The organism is Pseudomonas sp. FA117 (assembly GCF_057370475.1).
The window spans coordinates 3705473-3722003 of the sequence record NZ_CM170675.1; the positions used below are offsets into that span (position 1 = coordinate 3705473).

The following is a 16531-nucleotide window of genomic DNA, read 5'->3' on the forward strand; positions in this document are numbered from 1 at the left end:
GATCCTTGCTTAGGCGCAGCCTGCGTAAAAAACGCTGGCCTTCATCGCCGAATGACAAGGAGCCGCCATGACCACGACCGTCCACGACCCCTACCGGTGCACGCCTGGGCCGCTGCATGCGACCCTGCTCGCCGGGACCGTGCCGCTGTTTCTCGGGGCACTGATCAGCGACATCGCCTACTACCAGAGCTTCCAGATCCAGTGGAGCAACTTCGCCGCCTGGCTGATCGCCGGGGGGCTGCTGTTCTGCGGCCTGGCCTTGCTGTTCGCACTGGCCAACCTGGTCCGCGCCGAACGCAAGGCCGGTCGCCCGGTGCTCTATGTCCTGTTGTTGCTGGTGACCTGGCTGCTGGGGCTGGTCAACGCCTTCGAGCATGCCAAGGACGCCTGGGCGGTGATGCCCTCGGGGCTGGTGCTCTCGGCCATCGTCAGCGTACTGACCTGCATCGCCACCTGGGTCGGCCTGACCAACCTGCGTTCGGGAGGTGCGGCATGAAGACGCCACTTGCGCTGTCCATCCTCAGCATGAGCCTGCTGCTCGCGGCCTGTGGCGGCGAAGGCGACGCCACCCAGGCGCGCGGCCCCGATCCGAAACTTCCAGCGCCCGAACGCGGCCTGTTGCCGAGCATGAAAATCGCCGAGCCCGCGCAATGGGGTGAGCAGAAGCCCAAGGTGCCGGACGGCTACAGCATCACGGCGATTGCCAGTGACCTGAAGATCCCGCGCCAGACCCTGGTCCTGCCCAACGGCGACATCATCGTCGCCGAAGGCCGCGGCGGCAATGCCGCCAAGCTCAAGCCCAAGGACGTGATCGCCAGCCAGATCAAGGCCCAGGGCAATACCCAGGTCAAGAGCGGTAACCGCCTGACCCTGCTGCGCGATGCCGATGGCGACGGGCGCTACGAGGTGCAGACGGTGTTCGCCGAGAACCTCAATGCCCCCTACGGCCTGGCCTTCGCCGACGGCAAGCTGTACGTGGCCAACCAGGATGCGCTGGTGCGCTTCGACTACACCGAAGGCCAGACCAAGGCAGACGGCCCGCCGACCACCCTCACCGAGCTGCCCTCGGCGATCAACCACCACTGGACCAAGGCCCTGACCATCAGCCCGGACGGTCGCTACCTGTATGTGGGTATCGGCTCGAACAGCAACATCACCGAGCGCGGCATGGAAGTGGAGATCGACCGCGCGATGGTCTGGCAGATCGACGCCCAGACCGGCGCGCACAAACCCTACGCTACCGGTCTGCGCAACCCGACGGCGCTGACCATCCAGCCCGATTCCGGGCAACTGTGGGCGGTGGTCAACGAGCGCGACGAACTGGGGCCGGACCTGGTGCCGGACTACCTGACCTCGGTGCGCGAAGGCGCTTTCTATGGCTGGCCCTGGAGCTACTGGGGGCAGAACGTCGACACCCGCGCCCAGCCGCAGAATCCGGAAAAGGTCGCCGCAGCGATCAAGCCGGACTACAGCCTCGGTTCCCACGTCGCGGCGCTGGGGGTCGATTTCTCGCTGCCGGCGATGGGCGAGAAGTTCGCCGATGGCGTGTTCGTCGGCGAGCACGGCAGCTGGAACCGACCGAACCCGGTCGGCTACAAGGTGATCTTCGTACCGTTCAGCAACGGCAAGCCGGCAGGTGAACCGATCGACTTCGCCACGGGCTTTCGCGGCGAGGATGGCAAGACCCGAGGTCGGCCAGTGGGCGTGACGGTCGACCCGAAAGGTGCGCTGATCATCGCCGACGACCTGGCCAACACCGTGTGGCGAGTGACACGCAACCCGTAGCCTCAATGATCGCAGGAGCGGCCTTTCGCGACACAAGGCCGCTCCGGCGAGCAGGCGCCGCGATAACGGGCCGACAGCGCCAGCCCTACCCCGCCCAGCACCACCACCGACGCCAGCAGCAAGCGCAACGACATTTCCTCGCCCAGCAAGCAGACGCCCCCCAGCGAGGCGAGCACCGGCACGCTCAACTGCATCGTCGCCGCCTGCTGTGCACTGACTTGCCTGACCACGCCATACCACAGCGCATACCCCGCCCCCGACGCCAGCACGCCAGAGGCCAGGGCATAGAGCACCCCACCCGCACCTAGCACCGGACCATTGCCGATTGCCAGACCCGCGACCAGCAGCACCAGCAACGGCAGGCTGAACAGAAAGTTGCCCGCCGTATCGGCCAAAGGTCGCGCCGATCCCTTGCCCAGCAGCGAATACCCGCCCCAGGCCACTCCTGCCAACGCCATCAGCAGTGCACTCGCCAACGGTGGCGCCGCAGTGCCCGGTAGCAGCAGCATCACCAGCCCGGCAAAGGCGACCAGCATCCCGGCCATCACCCGGCCGCTGAACCGTTCGCCCCGTGCCCAGGCATACAGGAACATGGTCAGTTGCACCGCGCCGAACAGCACCAGGGCCCCGACACCGGCGCCCAACTGCACATAGGCCAGCGAAAACAGCCAGGCATACAGAAACAGCGCCACACCGCCCTTCCAACTGCCGCCCAACCCCTGGCGCGGGGCACGCAGGCGCAGCAGAATCAGCAGGAAGGCACAGCCGCTGAGCAGACGCAGCGCGGTGAACGACGCAGGATCTATCGCCCCCTGTGCCAGGGCCAGGCGGCAGAAGATCGAGTTGGCGGCGAAGGCCAGCAGGCTCAACAGCGCAGCCCACAGCCAACTGCGAACAGGTGGGGTGGAGACGGCGATGGTCTTGTCGGTCATAGTCCCATTCCGAAAGAAAAACTTCGCACCACGACGCAGCTGCCAGGTTGGCCGGCAGATTTTTCAGGCACAGACGGATAGTCGAATTTGCGCGCCCATGTCGACAACATAGATTTTCTTTAGCGACCGCGAAGATTTGCTCGATTGCCGCAGCGCTTGCGCGCGTCGATCATGGCCACACCCTCAGACCACCCCGGGAGCGCCCCCATGGGACTGCAGAAATACCTCAACGATGACTTTGACCAGCGCGTGATCATGCACGGCGCCGACCTGCCCTGGATCGACAGCCCAAGCCCAGGCGTGCTACGCCGCCCGCTATTTCGCATCGGCTGCGAAAAGGCCCGCGCCACGACGCTGGTGCGCTATGAGCCAGGCAGCCGTTTCAGCGCCCATCGCCACCCGCGGGGCGAAGAGTTCCTGGTGCTCGAGGGCGTGTTCGAAGACGAACACGGCCGCTATCCGGTGGGCAGCTACGTGCGTAACCCGCCGGGGAGCAAGCACACTCCTGGCGGTGAACAGGGCTGCACGATCTTTGTCCGCCTGCGCCAGTTCGATGACGATGACAACGTACAGATGAGCACGCAACTGGACGGACAACCGCACCAGTTGCTGTTCGAGAATGTGCACGAGCGGGTCAGCGTCGAGCAGCTATCACCTGCGGCAGCGCTGCAACTGCACAACCGGCGCGGGCTCGAAGTGCTGGTGCTGGACGGCAGCCTGGAGGGCGAAGATTTCGTCCTGCGCCCCTGGAGCTGGATGCGCCTGCCGTCAGGCATGGCCCTGCAGGCCCGGGCCGGCACCGAAGGCGCGCGGATCTGGGTGAAGGATGCCTCGCTGCAGCTGTAGGCGCATCACCCTTCAAGTGCCGCGCGCCTGCTCCAGCAGCCAGTCGCGAAACGCCTGCACCTTGGCCAGCCCCGCATTCTCCGGCCGGTAGACCACGAAATAGGCCTGGGTCAGCGGACAATCCAGGCCCTTGTCGGCGAAGGGGCGGATCAGCCGCCCCGCTGCCAGGTCGTCACGCACCATCACACTGCGCGCCAGCGCCAGGCCCTGCCCGTCCATGGCCGCCTGCAGCACCGCTGCCGAGTTGTTGATGCGCAGGCCATGGTCGGACTTGATCGATCCCAGCCCTGACGCATCCAGCCACATTCGCCAGGTCGGGTAGTCGGCATCGCGCGCCATGGTCTGGTCGTGGATCAGGGTGCTGCGCGACAGCGCCTCGGGCGTCAGCCGGCCATCCTCCAGCAGTGGATAGTCTGGCGAACACACCGGAAACATCACCTCGTCCATCAGGTGCACCGCCGCCAGGCCCGGCCATTTGCCCGCACCATAGCGCACGCCGACATCGATCCGCTCGACCTGGAAGTCCAGCGAGCGGGCGCTGGTGTCGAGCAGCACGTCCATGTCCGGATAGGCCTGCTGGAAACGCTCGATACGCGGCAACAACCATTTCGATGCGAAGGCAGGGCTCACCGTTACCGTCAGCCCCGCATGCACCGAGGCATCCTTCAGGCGCGCCAGCCCTACGCTCAGTCGCTCGAACCCGTCGCGGATATCCGGCAAGGCCGCCCGCGCAGCGTCGGTCAGCACCAACCGCGCACTGCCGCTGCCTGCGCGGATGAACAGCGCGATGCCCAGCCAGGCTTCGAGATTGCGCACCTGCTGGCCGACGGCCGCCGGAGTGACGTTGAGTTCTGCGGCGGCAGCGGAAAAGCTCTGGTGCCGGGCGGCGGCCTCGAAGGCGCGCAGGGCATTGAGATAGGCGGGACTTGTCATTGATAGATTTTCTTTTAAAGAAAGCAAATTCTTATGCGTTGTTGGGCAGCCCCAGACTGCCAACAATATGGAGGACACAGGCGAGAAATCTAGCACAGCATGGCCTGTACAGCTGCAATCAAATTCAACTGGAATCCATCATCATGAAAAGTTTTTCTAACAAGACCGCAATCGTCACCGGCGGCGGATCCGGCATCGGCAAGGAAGTCGCGCGCCGCTTGGTCGAGGCCGGTGCGAACGTGGTGCTCGGTGGTCGCGACGGGGCAAAACTCAGTCAAGCTGCAGGCGAGATCGATCCGGGCCTCACGCGCGTACGTACCCTGGCAGCCGACATCGCCGACCCGGCCACCGCAGAGCAGCTGGTGCAACTGGCCGAGCGCGAATTCGGCGGGCTCGATATCCTGGTCAACAATGCCGGCGTGTTTGCGCCCAAGCCCTTCCTCGACGTTACGCCCGCCGAGTACGACGGCTTTCTCGACATCATTCTCAAAGGCAAGTTCTTCATGGCCCAGGCGGCCGCCAAGGCCATGCTCAAGCGCGGTGGCGGCGCTATCGTCCAGACCGGCTCGCTGTGGGCCCTGCAGGCCATCGGCGCAACACCCTCGGCGGCCTACTCTGCCGCCAATGCCGGGGTCCATGCGCTGACCCGCAATCTGGCCCTGGAACTGGCCAGTGCCAACATCCGCATCAACACCGTGGCACCGGCCGTGGTCGAAACACCGGTCTACAGCACATTCATGCCGCCTGAGCAGGTGCAGCAAGTGCTGCCGACCTTCAATGCCTTCCACCCGCTGGGCCGCAACGGCCAACCGGCCGATGTGGCTCAGGCCATTCTGTTCCTGGCTTCGGAGGAAGCTGCCTGGATCACCGGGACCGTACTGCCGGTCGACGGAGGCGTGACCGCAGGACGCATCTGATCATGATCGGGCGGAAGGTTCGCAAAGCAACACTCCAGCGGCTGAAAGCGATATTGTTTTCTGTAACGAAAATGTAATATTCACTTTCGCAGATAAAACAACAACGTTGGAGTACCCCGATGTTTGCCTTCTTCCGCCCCGCCGTGCACCGGGCGCCGCTGCCCGCTGAACAGGTCGACAGTACCTATCGCCGCCTGCGCTGGCAGATCTTCGCCGGCATCTTCTTCGGTTATGCCGGCTACTACCTGCTGCGCAAGAACTTCTCCCTGGCCATGCCCTACCTGATCGACGAGGAAGGCTACACCCGCGGCCAGCTCGGCCTGGCCATCTCGGCAATCGCCATTGCCTATGGCCTGTCCAAGTTCCTCATGGGTCTGGTGTCCGACCGCTCCAACCCACGCTACTTCCTGCCTTTCGGCCTGCTGGTGTCGGCGGCGGTGATGTTCGTGTTCGGTTTCGCGCACTGGGCCACCTCCAGTGTCACCATCATGTTCATCCTGCTGTTCATCAACGGCTGGGCCCAGGGCATGGGCTGGCCGCCGAGCGGACGGACCATGGTGCACTGGTGGTCGCAGAAGGAACGCGGCGGCGTGGTGTCGGTGTGGAACGTGGCACATAACGTGGGTGGCGGCCTGATCGGCCCGCTGTTCATCCTCGGCCTGGGCTGGACCAACGACTGGCACGCCGCCTTCTATGTCCCGGCCGCCGTGGCCGTTCTGGTGGCGGTGTTCGCCTTCGTCACCATGCGCGACACGCCACAATCGGTGGGCCTGCCGCCGATCGAGGAATACAAGAACGACTACCCCGAAGGCTACGACGCCAGCCACGAACAGGAATTCAGCGCCAAGCAGATCTTCGTCAAGTACGTGCTGCGCAACAAGATGCTCTGGTACATCGCCCTGGCCAACGTCTTCGTCTACCTGCTGCGTTACGGCGTGCTCGACTGGGCACCGACCTACCTCAAGGAAGCCAAGCACTTCACCGTCGACAAGACGTCCTGGGCGTACTTCTTCTACGAGTGGGCAGGCATCCCCGGCACCCTGTTGTGCGGCTGGATGTCGGACAAGATCTTCCGTGGCAACCGCGGCCTGACCGGCATCGTGTTCATGGCCCTGGTCACCGTGGCGACCCTGGTGTACTGGCTCAACCCGCCGGGCAACCCGACCGTCGACATGATCGCGCTGTTCTCCATCGGCTTCCTGATCTACGGCCCGGTGATGCTGATCGGCCTGCAGGCGCTGGAGCTGGCACCGAAGAAAGCCGCCGGTACCGCCGCCGGGTTCACCGGGTTGTTCGGCTACCTGGGCGGCTCGGTCGCCGCCAGCGCGGCGATGGGCTACACGGTCGACCACTTCGGCTGGGATGGCGGCTTCGTGCTGCTGGTCGGCGCCTGTGTGCTGGCGATCGCCTTCCTGCTGCCGACCCTTCGCCACACCCGCGTCGCCAGCAGCAGCCGCGAAGCGGTGGCATGATCGGCTGATCGAAGTCTGCGTGACAAACAACAAGGCCGGTGACAGCAAGTGTCACCGGCCTTGTTGTTTTCGGCACCGTGGAAGTTGCCGATGATTCGTTGTTACTTGTGAAAAAGATGGCCCTTAGCCATTTAATCGGCCATTTACCTGGCAAGCGCCCATAAAAAAGCCGCCTGGGTACAGGCGGCAAACAACCAAAGGGCGATAAAGTGGAGCCCAGCCAGGAAACGCTCTAGCGCGGGGGGGGACCCTGGCTGCACGAAAACTTTATCGGGACCGACTTTAACCCCTTGAAGGTGGAATGTTTCAATCGATACGCGTGATTTCGATTATCAACGAAACACAATGGCTGACGCGGCGCGGCATTTGTTACTAGTAGCGCGGTATCGACAACGGATACACCTACAACAACTACAGCATTCATTCAGCCACCTGCCTCAACAATTCCAATCAAGGGGTATGACATGTCGCCACTGCGACTCTCCATGCTGAGCGCGGCGCTGGTCTGTGCGCCATTGCAAGCCGCGTTCGCCGAAGCCGTCTCGAGCCAGTCCGAGGCCAAGGGCTTCATCGAAGGCAGCGAGCTCAACGCCCGCCTGCGCAACTACTACTACAACCGTGATGGCAAGTCCCAAGGCCCGGACCGACGCGACTGGACCCAGGGTTTCCTGCTCAACTACAGCTCCGGCTTCACCCAGGGCACCGTGGGCTTCGGCGTCGAAGCGTTCGGCCAGCTGGCGCTCAAGCTCGACGGCGGCAAGGGCACCTCCGGCACCGGCAACCTGCCCGTCAGGGACAACGGCTCCCCTGAAGACGACTACGGACGTGCCGGGGGCGCACTGAAGCTGCGTATCTCCAAGACCGAACTGCGCTGGGGCGACCTGCAACCCACCGCCCCGGTGTTCGCCGCCGGTGGCACCCGCCTGCTGCCGCAAACCGCCACCGGCTTCAACCTGCTCAGCAGCGAGATCAAGGGACTGGACCTGGAAGCCGGCCACTTCACCGGCGGCAACGGGCCGGTCACCACCAACGGCGACCACGGCCTCTGGGCGTCCTACGCCAACATCCAGGCCGACAGCATCGACTACGCCGGCGGCAAGTACGCGGTCAACGACGCGCTGTCGGTGTCGCTGTACGGCTCCAAGCTGCAGGACATCTGGCGCCAGTACTACGGTAACGCCAACTACATCCTGCCGCTGGCCGACGACCAGTCGCTGAACTTCGACTTCAACATCTACCGCACCCACGACGACGGCCGCGCCGACGCCGGATCGATCAGCAACACCACCTGGTCGTTCTCCACGGCGTACAGCTTCCTCTCGGCGCACACCATCACCCTGGCCTACCAGAAGGTGCATGGCGATACCCCGTTCGACTATGTCGCCTTCGGCATCAACGGCCCGGGAGACACCGGTGACGGCATCTTCCTGGCCAACTCCATCCAGTACTCGGACTTCAACGGGCCGGAAGAAAAGTCTTGGCAGGTGCGCTACGACCTGGACATGAACACCTTCGGCGTGCCCGGGCTGAGCTTCATGGCCCGCTACGTCAACGGCCACGGGATCGACGGTGACAAGATGGCCGCCGACAGCAAGTACCGGGGCTACGGTTACGGCGAGGACGGCAAGCATCACGAAACCAACCTCGAGGCCAAGTATGTGGTGCAATCAGGCCCGGCCAAGGATCTGTCGGTGCGCCTGCGCGAAGCGATTCACCGCGGCAATGCCGATCAGGCCGAAGGGGATGTCAACGAGTTCCGGCTGATCGTCGACTACCCGCTGTCGATTCTCTGACCGCTGCGTCAGCGCCGACACAGGTTCAGCAGCACTCCAGAGCGCTGCTGAACCTGTGGGAGCGGGCTCGCCCCGCGACAGGGCCAGTTCTGATAGCCACCAGTCCCGCCGCCCCTACCGCCCGAAAAACACATACCTCGCAGTGTACGGCTCGACATGCAGCGCACCCGCCTGCATGCAACTCCCGGCGAACTTGCCACCACGGGTATCGAGGCGCTGTACCTCGTCCACCGCCGCCAGCACACCCTGCCCCTGATGGCTGCTCACCTGCAGTTGCAGCAGCGCAATATCCTGCTCGCCCTCACCCGGGGCCTGCGCCACCACCTTGCCGGTCACCCGGCTGCCATCGTCCATTTCCCAGGCCGGCCCGACAAAATGGTGGCCAACCGTCTTGCCGTCGACGGTGAGGGTCGCCAGCGGTTCACGGAACGTCCACTTCAGCTGCCCGGTTTCGTCGGCGCGGCAGTCGTACACCTGCACCCCGACCGCCTGCACGCTGAGGCGCTCGGTCTTGCCCGGGGCGACGGTGAAGGTGGTCGGCGCCGCGCCGACCAGCAGTGGCAGTATCAGGGCGCAGACGCCAAGGGCGGCGCTGCGCCGTTGCGGGAGGGTGCGTGAGGTCGGGTGCATGGTGTCTTGCCTGTGATCAATGGGGACCTCCACACAACAAGCCAACCCGCCCGTTTATTCCTGCCATGTCTACCTGTGGGAGCGGGCTGGTCCCGCGATAGGGCCGGCAAAGCCAACGAAAACCCCGCGCGCCCATGACGAGAACACCCGTCGCCACGCTTTTATTCCATGATTTCACTTAATCCATCTGCTTGAAATACATAGAAAAAATTGACGTTCATCGAGCCGGTGGAGTCGGTAGCCTGCGCAGATCCTGGGGTTACCCCCGCCGTCCACACGATGATCGAACCGTGAAACGAACCGCGCTCTTCCCCCTCCTGGCTGGCCTGCTCCACCTCTCGCCACTGCTTGCCGCCCCGGCCAACCTCGGGGTGATCAGCGTGGCAGAAAAGCCCGTGCAACTGATCCGCGCCACGACCCTGTACGAGGCCAGCGCGGGAACTCGCCTGCAAAGCACCGACTACCTCGAGGCCGGCAGCGCAGGCGTGCTCATCGACCAATTGGCCGGCACCCGCGTGGCCCTCGGCCCGCACACGCACCTGTACCTGGAACAGCGCGGCAACACCACCCATCTGAGCCTGCTGCAGGGCTGGCTCAAGCTGCAGCCGCTCGCCGGCGTCCCCCAGGGCAGGCTGCAGGTCAGCACCGCCAACCTGGCGCTCGACGCCAGCAAGGCCGCCAGTGTCATCCACGCCGATGCCAGCGGGACCGAGGTGTTCGTCGAAGACGGCATGGTCAGCGTACGCGACCCGCAGCAGGCCCCACGCGATACCGCCAGGCAGGTGCTGCGCCGCGAAGAATACGCCCAGGCCAAGGGTCAGGGGCCGCTCGGCGCGGCCGGTCGGCCCAGTGGCGAATTCATCAGTGCCATGCCGCCGGCCTTCTTCGACCCCCTGCCCAGTGTCGCGGCCCGCAAGCTGGCCAACGACCCGCTGAACAAACTGCGCGACGTCACCTTCGCCGACGCCAGCCCGTTGCTGCTCGGCCCCCTCAAGCCCAACACCGGGTCCATGGCCTCGCGCTTCGCACCGCGCCTGGCCGACCCGGCCTTCCGCCAGGCCATCGTCCAGCGCTTCGGCGGCACGCTGGACTGGGAAACCGCGCTGTACCGATTCGAACGCAAGAACGCCACTCGCTGACGCCACCGGAGCCCTCATGAAACTGACACTGGCCGTACGCTTCAACCTGGTGTTCCTGGCGGTCTTCGTCGTCGGCTTCATCGCCAGCAGCCTGTTCGCCAATTACCTGCTGCAAAAGAGCGCCCGCGAAGAGTCGCTGGACAAGGCGCGGATGCTCATGAGCGCCGCCAGCGCCAGCAGCACCTACACCGCCGAGCAGATCGTGCCGCTGCTGGAGAACCGCCTGAAGTTCGAGTTCCTGCCGCAGTCGATCCCCTCCTTCGCCGCCACCGAGCAGCTCCAGCAACTGCTCAAGACCTACCCCGACTTCCTCTACAAGGAAGCCACCCTCAATCCGACCAACCCACGCAACAAGGCGACCGGCTGGGAAACCGAGGTGGTCGAGCAACTGCGCGGCAAGCCCGACACCCGCGAGCTGATCGGCGAACGCAGCGACGGCAAGGGCCCGGCGCTGTTCGTCGCCCAGCCGATCCAGATCACCGACCCTGCCTGCCTGGCTTGCCACACTTCGCCGGAAACAACACCCAAGACCGTGGTCGACCGCTATGGCACGCACAACGGCTTCGGCTGGAAACTCAACGAGATCATCGGCGCGCGCCTGGTCTCGGTGCCACTGGCCGTGCCGCTGCAGCGCGCCAGCGAGATGCTGCACACCTTCATGCTGTCGCTGCTGGGGGTGTTCGTGTTCCTGTTCTGTGCGCTGAACGTCATGGTCCACCTGTTCGTCACCCGCCGCCTGCGGGCGATGTCGGCGCTGGCCGACCGGGTCAGCCTGGGCGAGGACGACGTCCCGGAAATGGACGTCAGCGGCCACGACGAGCTGGCACGCATGGGCCAGTCGTTCGTACGCATGCGCACCAGCCTGGTCAGCGCCATGAAGATGCTCGAAGAGTAACCAGGAGTTCACCATGCTCGAACAACTGGGCAAGTACCGCATCGACAGCGTGCTGGGCAAGGGTGCCATGGGCACCGTGTACAAGGCCTTCGACCCGCACATCGCGCGGGTGGTGGCGCTCAAGACCATCCGCCGCGAGCTGCTCGGCGACGCCCAGCAACAGCAGTTGCTCAGCCGCTTCCAGAACGAGGCCCAGGCCGCCGGGCGCCTGAGCCATCCGAACATCGTCGCGGTGTACGACTACGGCGAGGACGACGGCGCCGCCTACATCGCCATGGAATTCGTCGACGGCATCGCCCTCAACACCCGCCTGCAGAACCAGGAGCCGCGCCAACTGGCCCAGGTGCTGGGCTGGATGCGCCAGCTGCTCGGTGCCCTGCACTACGCCCATGCCAAGGGCGTGGTGCACCGCGACGTGAAGCCTGCCAACCTGCTGATCACCGCCGACGGCCAGGTCAAGGTCACCGACTTCGGCATCGCCCGCATCGACACCTCGGTGCTGACCCAGACTGGCTCGATGATCGGCACGCCCAGCTACATGTCGCCCGAGCAGTTCTGCGGCGAGCTGGTGGACGGGCGCTCCGACGTGTTCTCGGCCGGCATCGTGCTGTACCAGTTGCTCACCGGCGAGCGGCCGTTCTCGGGCTCGGCGACCATGGTGATGCAGCAGATCCTCAACCAGACACCGGTACCGCCCTCGAGCCTGAACCCGACCCTCGATCCGCAGTTCGACGCGTTGATCCGCCAGGCCCTGGCCAAACGCCCGGACGAACGCTTCGCCAGCGCGCAGGACTTCCTCGAAGCGCTCGAAGCGCTGTCTGGCCCGCAGACCCTGGCCAGCGTGGAACTGGACGACGACCGCACCCGGCTGCTGATGCCACCCTCGTTCAGCCACGCCAGCCTCGCCACGCCGCCCACGGCCGGCAGCGAGGCTACCGACACCCTGACACCCTGGAAGCGCCAGGTCCGTCCGCAGCTCGAATCGCTGCTGTCGCAGCAGATCGGCCCGCTGGCGCGCCTGCTGGTCAAGCGCAGCCTGGCCGGCGCCGACGACTTCGCCAGCCTGCGCAGCGCCCTGCTGCCGCATATCCCTTCCGAACGGGGCCGCGAGCAGTTCGTCGCCGCCACCGACGCGTTGCTGAGCTCGACCGACACCCCACCGACCGAACACAGCCTGGCGAGCCAGACGAGCACAGCCGTCGAAGCGCAAGCAGCAGTAGCGGCAGAACTGGACCCTGCGTTCGTACACGCCAGCGAAACGCGCCTGACCTACCTGATCGGCCCCATCGCCCGCATCGTCACCCGCCGCGCCCTGCCCCACGCCCACACCCGCCAGGCCCTGTTGCAGGCCATGGCCGAGCATATCCCCGACCTCGCCCAGCGCAGCGCCTTCCTCGAGGAGCAGCCATGAGCGCGCCGGAAAACCACAAGGCCACCTCCCCTTGCGTGCTGCGTGGCGCCATCGCCTTCGGCCACAGCGACACCGGCCCGGTGCGCCAGCACAACGAAGACCACTTTCTGATCGACCCGTGCCTGGAGCTGCTGGCCGTGGCCGACGGCATGGGTGGCCACGAAGCGGGCGCGCTGGCCAGTGCACTGGCCCTGGAAACCCTGCGCGACTGCCTGGCCCGCCAGGTGGCGCAGATCGCCCGTACCAGCAGCGACCCGGACGCGACCTGCCAGGTGCCGTCGATGCAGGCCCTGGGCGTGCTGCACGAGGCACTGGAGGCAGTCAACGCCCGCCTGTACGCACACAACCGCACCCGCCAGCTCGGCGAAGGCCGCGGCATGGGCACCACCCTGACCGGCCTCTGGCGCCCCCAGGCCGGCGGGCCGCTGCTGGCCTTCCACGTCGGCGACAGCCGCCTGTATCGATATCGCGGCGGTGAGCTGGAGCAATTGAGCCGCGACCAGACCTGGTACCAGCAGGCCCTCGATGCCGGGCATTTCGACCGGCTGCCGGCGCGCAACGTGCTGTTGCAGGCCATCGGCCCCGCGCCGCGGATCGAACCGCAGGTGTGGGTACAGGGCGTCCAGGCCCAGGATCTGCTGATGCTGTGCAGTGACGGTGTGCATGGCTGTGTACCGCACCATGAACTGGCAAGGGTGCTGGAGGGTGCCGGGCGGGAGAATCTGGAGGTGAGCAGTCAGCGGTTGATTCGGTTGGCGGCGGAGTATGGCGGGCGGGATAACGCTACGGTGGTGTTGGTGAAGTATGAGTGAGGGGTGGTGGCTCGCCTAGCGTACTTGCGAAAAACCGCAACAGCCCTGGCAAAGGCCAGGGCGTTATTGAATATCGTCGTTTAGCCGAACAAACGCTAAAAATCGAAGCGCTGGTCGAACACAGTCTGGTCACCCACCGCCACGGTGCATTGACGAGCGACTTCGACCGGCATCGCTTTGCCCAGCAGCGGTGCCAGCGACTTGTAGAACACCTTGTCACAGTCGGCGCTCTTGCTGAAGGGCAGGGAGTTACCAGCCGCGTCGGCCTTGATTCGGCAGCCGGCTACCAGTTCGGAGGGCAATTCGCTCAAAGGCATCGTCTTCGAACCGCCACCCTGCAACTCGATCAACTCGTTGCAGCCACCTTTGGCTGAGCCTTCCTTGATGGTTTTGGTAAAGGCCACACGCTGGTAGTCAGTGCCGGTGAACAGTACCTGGTCGTTGACCGTCACGCGGTACTGCGAAGGTTTGAAAGCGACGGTCCTGATGCAGAACTGCGTTGAAACCGGCTTGCCATTGATCTCGGCGGTGGCAGCCTTGCAGCCTGGGGTAGCCTGATTGAAGGCAGTGTCGGGCGCGCTGACGCAGCCGGCAAGCGAGAGAACACACACACCGAACAGCACTTTTTTCATGAAACGTCCTGTATTCAAGCACACCGCCTCCAGCAGGCGGATAAGGGCAGTGATCCTACCAAGAAAATAATGCCTAAAAGCCACTATTCATTGAATGGTGCGGTAGTCCTTCTGGACCGTTGATGGGGCACGTTTGCGCAATACTTCTCTACCGAATCATTGGACAAGTCCTATTTGACGCTGGAACGCTCTTGATCCGTCTCCAGCAACACTGCGCCTTCACCGACTAGCGCCAACCGGTCGCCTGGGTTTCTCAGCGGGCAATCGGTCATGGATAGACAGCCACAGCCAATGCATCCATCGAGTTCATCCCGAAGATGGGTCAAGCTTCGGATACGTTCGTTCAGCATGTCCCGCCATTGGCTGGATAACCTCGCCCAATCTTTGGCGGTCAGCGCTCGACCCGAGGGTAACTCGTCCAATGCTTCCTTGATCTTCGCCAGCGGAACGCCCGCCCGCTGCGCAATCTTGATGATTGCGATCTTACGCAAAACGTCCCGGTTATAGCGGCGCTGGTTGCCTTCATTACGCCAACCTTGGATCAGCCCCTTGGCTTCATAGAAATGCACCGTGGCCACCGTAACGCCGCTGCGGCGGGCAACGGCTCCGACGGAGAGCGGGACACCTGCATCAATCTTCATCGCAACAAACCTATTGACCTCATGTAAACATGAGGTTTTATAAGGGACGACCCATATCTGCGCAAGTACAAGTGAAGAGGGTCAAACCACATGGAAAAACCAGACACCACGATCGCTCATATCCCTGATCCTTGCAGCGCCATCAACGAAAGCAAATCTGATTCCCAAACGGGATGGAAAGATCTGTTGTCCGGCAAGAACGCCACCCGCGCCCTTGCTCTGGCAGGCGGGGTCGCGCTGCATGCAATCAACGTCTATATCGCCACCACGATGCTCCCCACGGTGGTGAGCGATATTGGCGGGCTCGATCTTTATTCATGGAACACAACATTGTTTGTAGTGGCCTCCATCCTGGGCTCGGCGTTGTCCAGCAAAGTGCTTGGGCTGGCAGGCCCGAAAGCGAGCTACGCGGTGGCTGCCTTGATTTTTGCGATCGGAGCGGCAATGTGCGCCGTCTCGCCGAACATGCCTCTCATGCTGGTTGGGCGTTTGGTTCAGGGCATCGGGGGCGGGCTGCTGTTCGCCCTTGCCTATGCAATGATTCGTATCGCTTTCGACGAGTCGCTATGGCCTCGCGCTATGGCTTTGGTTTCAGGTATGTGGGGTGTGGCGACATTGGTCGGCCCCGCGGTAGGCGGAGTCTTTGCTGAGTGGGGTGTCTGGCGAGCGGCATTCTGGACAGTGGCCGCCGCAGCTGTACTGTTCGCACTGCTAGCCTGCGCAGTTCTGCCTGATCGAGATGAGTCTCGAAGCAGCGCCGGTAAATCCCTCATACCCTACAGACAGCTGTTACTCCTGACGCTTGCAGTATTCGCTATCAGTGCGGGAGGCACTTTTGCGGATCTGTCGCGGAATATCCTGGGGATCGGAATAGCACTCGCCCTGGCCGTACTATTTATCCGTGTCGAACGCAATTCACATAACAAGTTGCTGCCGACTGAAGCATTTCTTGTGCGCTCCAGGTTGGCGGCACTCTACGCCATGATGTCGCTGTTGGTGCTCATGGTGACCAGTGGTGAAGTTTACGTGCCGTTGTTCCTCCAGGTTCTTCATCATCAATCTCCCCTGGTAGCGGGATATCTGGCAGCACTGATGGCGGCGGGCTGGACCCTGGGCTCTCTGATCAGTTCTGGTGCGACCGGGTCGACGATCTATCGTGTGATGATGGCCGGGCCTCTGCTCGGCTTGTTTGGCATGATCGCTTTGGCAATGCTGGTACCAACCAGCGGTAAGGGTACAGGGTTGGAGTTGACACTGATTTGCATGGCGTTGGCCGTCATCGGTTTGGGCGTCGGCCTGACATGGCCGCATCTGCTGACAAGTGTGCTCAAGGTAGCTTCGCCCAATGAGCAGGAGCTGGCAGGGGCATCGATTACCACCATCCAGTTGCTTGCCACTGCAACAGGTGCGGCTCTTGCCGGCCTGGTCACCAATGCCGGGGGGCTGATTGAGCCTGGGGGAGTTGAAGGGACAGCACAGGCGGCGCGCTGGCTGTTTGGTGTGTTCGCGGTAATGCCTCTTCTGGCTGCAATAGTTGCCAGAAAAAACCATTGAGACAGCTCCGCGGCCAGTTTCATCACCGACCAGAACAGCCCCAGCGCCTTGTTCACATACTACTTCGGAAGCTGCCGGGTGGTGCTGCTCTGGGATTGAAGCGATTCACCAGTGTCCGTTTTGGGTCGAAAGCCGTCAT

General features: G+C 63.8%; 16 protein-coding genes. 11 read left to right on the forward strand and 5 right to left on the reverse strand.

Annotation, left to right across the window (positions count from 1 at the left end):
* Positions 1-67: 67 nt before the first annotated feature.
* Complete coding sequence (locus AC1TXO_RS17225) at positions 68-496, forward strand: DUF2231 domain-containing protein (RefSeq protein WP_486402859.1); 429 nt, start codon at positions 68-70, stop codon at positions 494-496.
* Entirely contained in the window at positions 493-1785 is a 1293-nt protein-coding gene (locus AC1TXO_RS17230; RefSeq protein WP_486402860.1) for a PQQ-dependent sugar dehydrogenase, read from the forward strand. Before AC1TXO_RS17225 ends, AC1TXO_RS17230 begins: the two co-directional genes overlap by 4 nt.
* A gap of 2 nt (positions 1786-1787) precedes the next feature.
* Here the strand turns inward: AC1TXO_RS17230 and AC1TXO_RS17235 are convergent, their stop codons facing one another.
* Entirely contained in the window at positions 1788-2717 is a 930-nt protein-coding gene (locus tag AC1TXO_RS17235; protein ID WP_486402861.1) for a DMT family transporter, read from the reverse strand.
* A gap of 207 nt (positions 2718-2924) precedes the next feature.
* Here AC1TXO_RS17235 and AC1TXO_RS17240 point away from each other — a divergent pair, with 207 nt between their 5' ends.
* Positions 2925-3563 (forward strand): cupin domain-containing protein, encoded by a 639-nt coding sequence (locus AC1TXO_RS17240; RefSeq protein ID WP_486402862.1) that lies wholly within the window; start codon positions 2925-2927, stop codon positions 3561-3563.
* Between the two features lie 12 nt (positions 3564-3575).
* Here AC1TXO_RS17240 and gcvA read toward each other — a convergent pair whose 3' ends face one another.
* Positions 3576-4496 carry a transcriptional regulator GcvA gene (gene gcvA, locus AC1TXO_RS17245; RefSeq protein ID WP_486402863.1) on the reverse strand — a complete coding sequence of 307 codons (921 nt, stop codon included), beginning with the start codon at positions 4494-4496 and terminating at the stop codon, positions 3576-3578.
* 143 nt (positions 4497-4639) lie between these two features.
* Between gcvA and AC1TXO_RS17250 the strand changes: the two genes are divergently transcribed.
* From AC1TXO_RS17250 to AC1TXO_RS17260, 3 genes are all read left to right on the forward strand, one after another.
* Positions 4640-5413 (forward strand): SDR family NAD(P)-dependent oxidoreductase, encoded by a 774-nt coding sequence (locus tag AC1TXO_RS17250; protein ID WP_486402864.1) that lies wholly within the window; start codon positions 4640-4642, stop codon positions 5411-5413.
* A gap of 119 nt (positions 5414-5532) precedes the next feature.
* Entirely contained in the window at positions 5533-6885 is a 1353-nt protein-coding gene (gene glpT, locus AC1TXO_RS17255; RefSeq protein WP_486402865.1) for a glycerol-3-phosphate transporter, read from the forward strand.
* A gap of 464 nt (positions 6886-7349) precedes the next feature.
* The gene (locus tag AC1TXO_RS17260; protein ID WP_486402866.1) at positions 7350-8678 is read left to right on the forward strand and encodes an OprD family porin; all 1329 of its coding nucleotides are present in this window, start codon (positions 7350-7352) and stop codon (positions 8676-8678) included.
* Positions 8679-8792: 114 nt separating this feature from the next.
* Here AC1TXO_RS17260 and AC1TXO_RS17265 read toward each other — a convergent pair whose 3' ends face one another.
* Positions 8793-9308 carry a DUF3455 domain-containing protein gene (locus tag AC1TXO_RS17265; protein ID WP_486402867.1) on the reverse strand — a complete coding sequence of 172 codons (516 nt, stop codon included), beginning with the start codon at positions 9306-9308 and terminating at the stop codon, positions 8793-8795.
* A gap of 290 nt (positions 9309-9598) precedes the next feature.
* On the opposite strand from AC1TXO_RS17265, the gene AC1TXO_RS17270 reads away from it, so the two are divergent.
* Genes AC1TXO_RS17270 through AC1TXO_RS17285 form a run of 4 tightly spaced genes read left to right on the forward strand, consistent with a single transcriptional unit; the run spans position 9599 to position 13565 of the window.
* Positions 9599-10447 carry a FecR family protein gene (locus AC1TXO_RS17270; RefSeq protein ID WP_486402868.1) on the forward strand — a complete coding sequence of 283 codons (849 nt, stop codon included), beginning with the start codon at positions 9599-9601 and terminating at the stop codon, positions 10445-10447.
* A 16-nt stretch (positions 10448-10463) separates the two neighbouring features.
* Entirely contained in the window at positions 10464-11342 is an 879-nt protein-coding gene (locus AC1TXO_RS17275; RefSeq protein ID WP_486402869.1) for a c-type heme family protein, read from the forward strand.
* Positions 11343-11355: 13 nt separating this feature from the next.
* Positions 11356-12753 carry a serine/threonine-protein kinase gene (locus AC1TXO_RS17280; protein ID WP_486402870.1) on the forward strand — a complete coding sequence of 466 codons (1398 nt, stop codon included), beginning with the start codon at positions 11356-11358 and terminating at the stop codon, positions 12751-12753.
* Complete coding sequence (locus AC1TXO_RS17285; RefSeq protein WP_486402871.1) at positions 12750-13565, forward strand: PP2C family protein-serine/threonine phosphatase; 816 nt, start codon at positions 12750-12752, stop codon at positions 13563-13565. The genes AC1TXO_RS17280 and AC1TXO_RS17285 overlap by 4 nt, the downstream gene beginning before the upstream one ends.
* 95 nt (positions 13566-13660) lie before the next feature.
* Here the strand turns inward: AC1TXO_RS17285 and AC1TXO_RS17290 are convergent, their stop codons facing one another.
* Entirely contained in the window at positions 13661-14197 is a 537-nt protein-coding gene (locus tag AC1TXO_RS17290; protein WP_486402872.1) for a hypothetical protein, read from the reverse strand.
* A gap of 170 nt (positions 14198-14367) precedes the next feature.
* Complete coding sequence (soxR, locus tag AC1TXO_RS17295) at positions 14368-14838, reverse strand: redox-sensitive transcriptional activator SoxR (protein ID WP_486402873.1); 471 nt, start codon at positions 14836-14838, stop codon at positions 14368-14370.
* Between the two features lie 90 nt (positions 14839-14928).
* Here soxR and AC1TXO_RS17300 point away from each other — a divergent pair, with 90 nt between their 5' ends.
* Entirely contained in the window at positions 14929-16392 is a 1464-nt protein-coding gene (locus AC1TXO_RS17300) for an MFS transporter (RefSeq protein ID WP_486402874.1), read from the forward strand.
* Positions 16393-16531 lie beyond the last annotated feature (139 nt).

Excerpts from the sequence above, each read along its gene's own strand:
- AC1TXO_RS17225 (WP_486402859.1), top strand. The coding sequence starts at position 68 with ATGACCACGACCGTCCACGACCCCTACCGGTGCACGCCTGGGCCGCTG.
- AC1TXO_RS17230 (WP_486402860.1), top strand. The coding sequence starts at position 493 with ATGAAGACGCCACTTGCGCTGTCCATCCTCAGCATGAGCCTGCTGCTC.
- AC1TXO_RS17235 (WP_486402861.1), bottom strand. The coding sequence starts at position 2,717 with ATGACCGACAAGACCATCGCCGTCTCCACCCCACCTGTTCGCAGTTGG.
- AC1TXO_RS17240 (WP_486402862.1), top strand. The coding sequence starts at position 2,925 with ATGGGACTGCAGAAATACCTCAACGATGACTTTGACCAGCGCGTGATC.
- gcvA (WP_486402863.1), bottom strand. The coding sequence starts at position 4,496 with ATGACAAGTCCCGCCTATCTCAATGCCCTGCGCGCCTTCGAGGCCGCC.
- AC1TXO_RS17250 (WP_486402864.1), top strand. The coding sequence starts at position 4,640 with ATGAAAAGTTTTTCTAACAAGACCGCAATCGTCACCGGCGGCGGATCC.
- glpT (WP_486402865.1), top strand. The coding sequence starts at position 5,533 with ATGTTTGCCTTCTTCCGCCCCGCCGTGCACCGGGCGCCGCTGCCCGCT.
- AC1TXO_RS17260 (WP_486402866.1), top strand. The coding sequence starts at position 7,350 with ATGTCGCCACTGCGACTCTCCATGCTGAGCGCGGCGCTGGTCTGTGCG.
- AC1TXO_RS17265 (WP_486402867.1), bottom strand. The coding sequence starts at position 9,308 with ATGCACCCGACCTCACGCACCCTCCCGCAACGGCGCAGCGCCGCCCTT.
- AC1TXO_RS17275 (WP_486402869.1), top strand. The coding sequence starts at position 10,464 with ATGAAACTGACACTGGCCGTACGCTTCAACCTGGTGTTCCTGGCGGTC.
- AC1TXO_RS17280 (WP_486402870.1), top strand. The coding sequence starts at position 11,356 with ATGCTCGAACAACTGGGCAAGTACCGCATCGACAGCGTGCTGGGCAAG.
- AC1TXO_RS17285 (WP_486402871.1), top strand. The coding sequence starts at position 12,750 with ATGAGCGCGCCGGAAAACCACAAGGCCACCTCCCCTTGCGTGCTGCGT.
- AC1TXO_RS17290 (WP_486402872.1), bottom strand. The coding sequence starts at position 14,197 with ATGAAAAAAGTGCTGTTCGGTGTGTGTGTTCTCTCGCTTGCCGGCTGC.
- soxR (WP_486402873.1), bottom strand. The coding sequence starts at position 14,838 with ATGAAGATTGATGCAGGTGTCCCGCTCTCCGTCGGAGCCGTTGCCCGC.
- AC1TXO_RS17300 (WP_486402874.1), top strand. The coding sequence starts at position 14,929 with ATGGAAAAACCAGACACCACGATCGCTCATATCCCTGATCCTTGCAGC.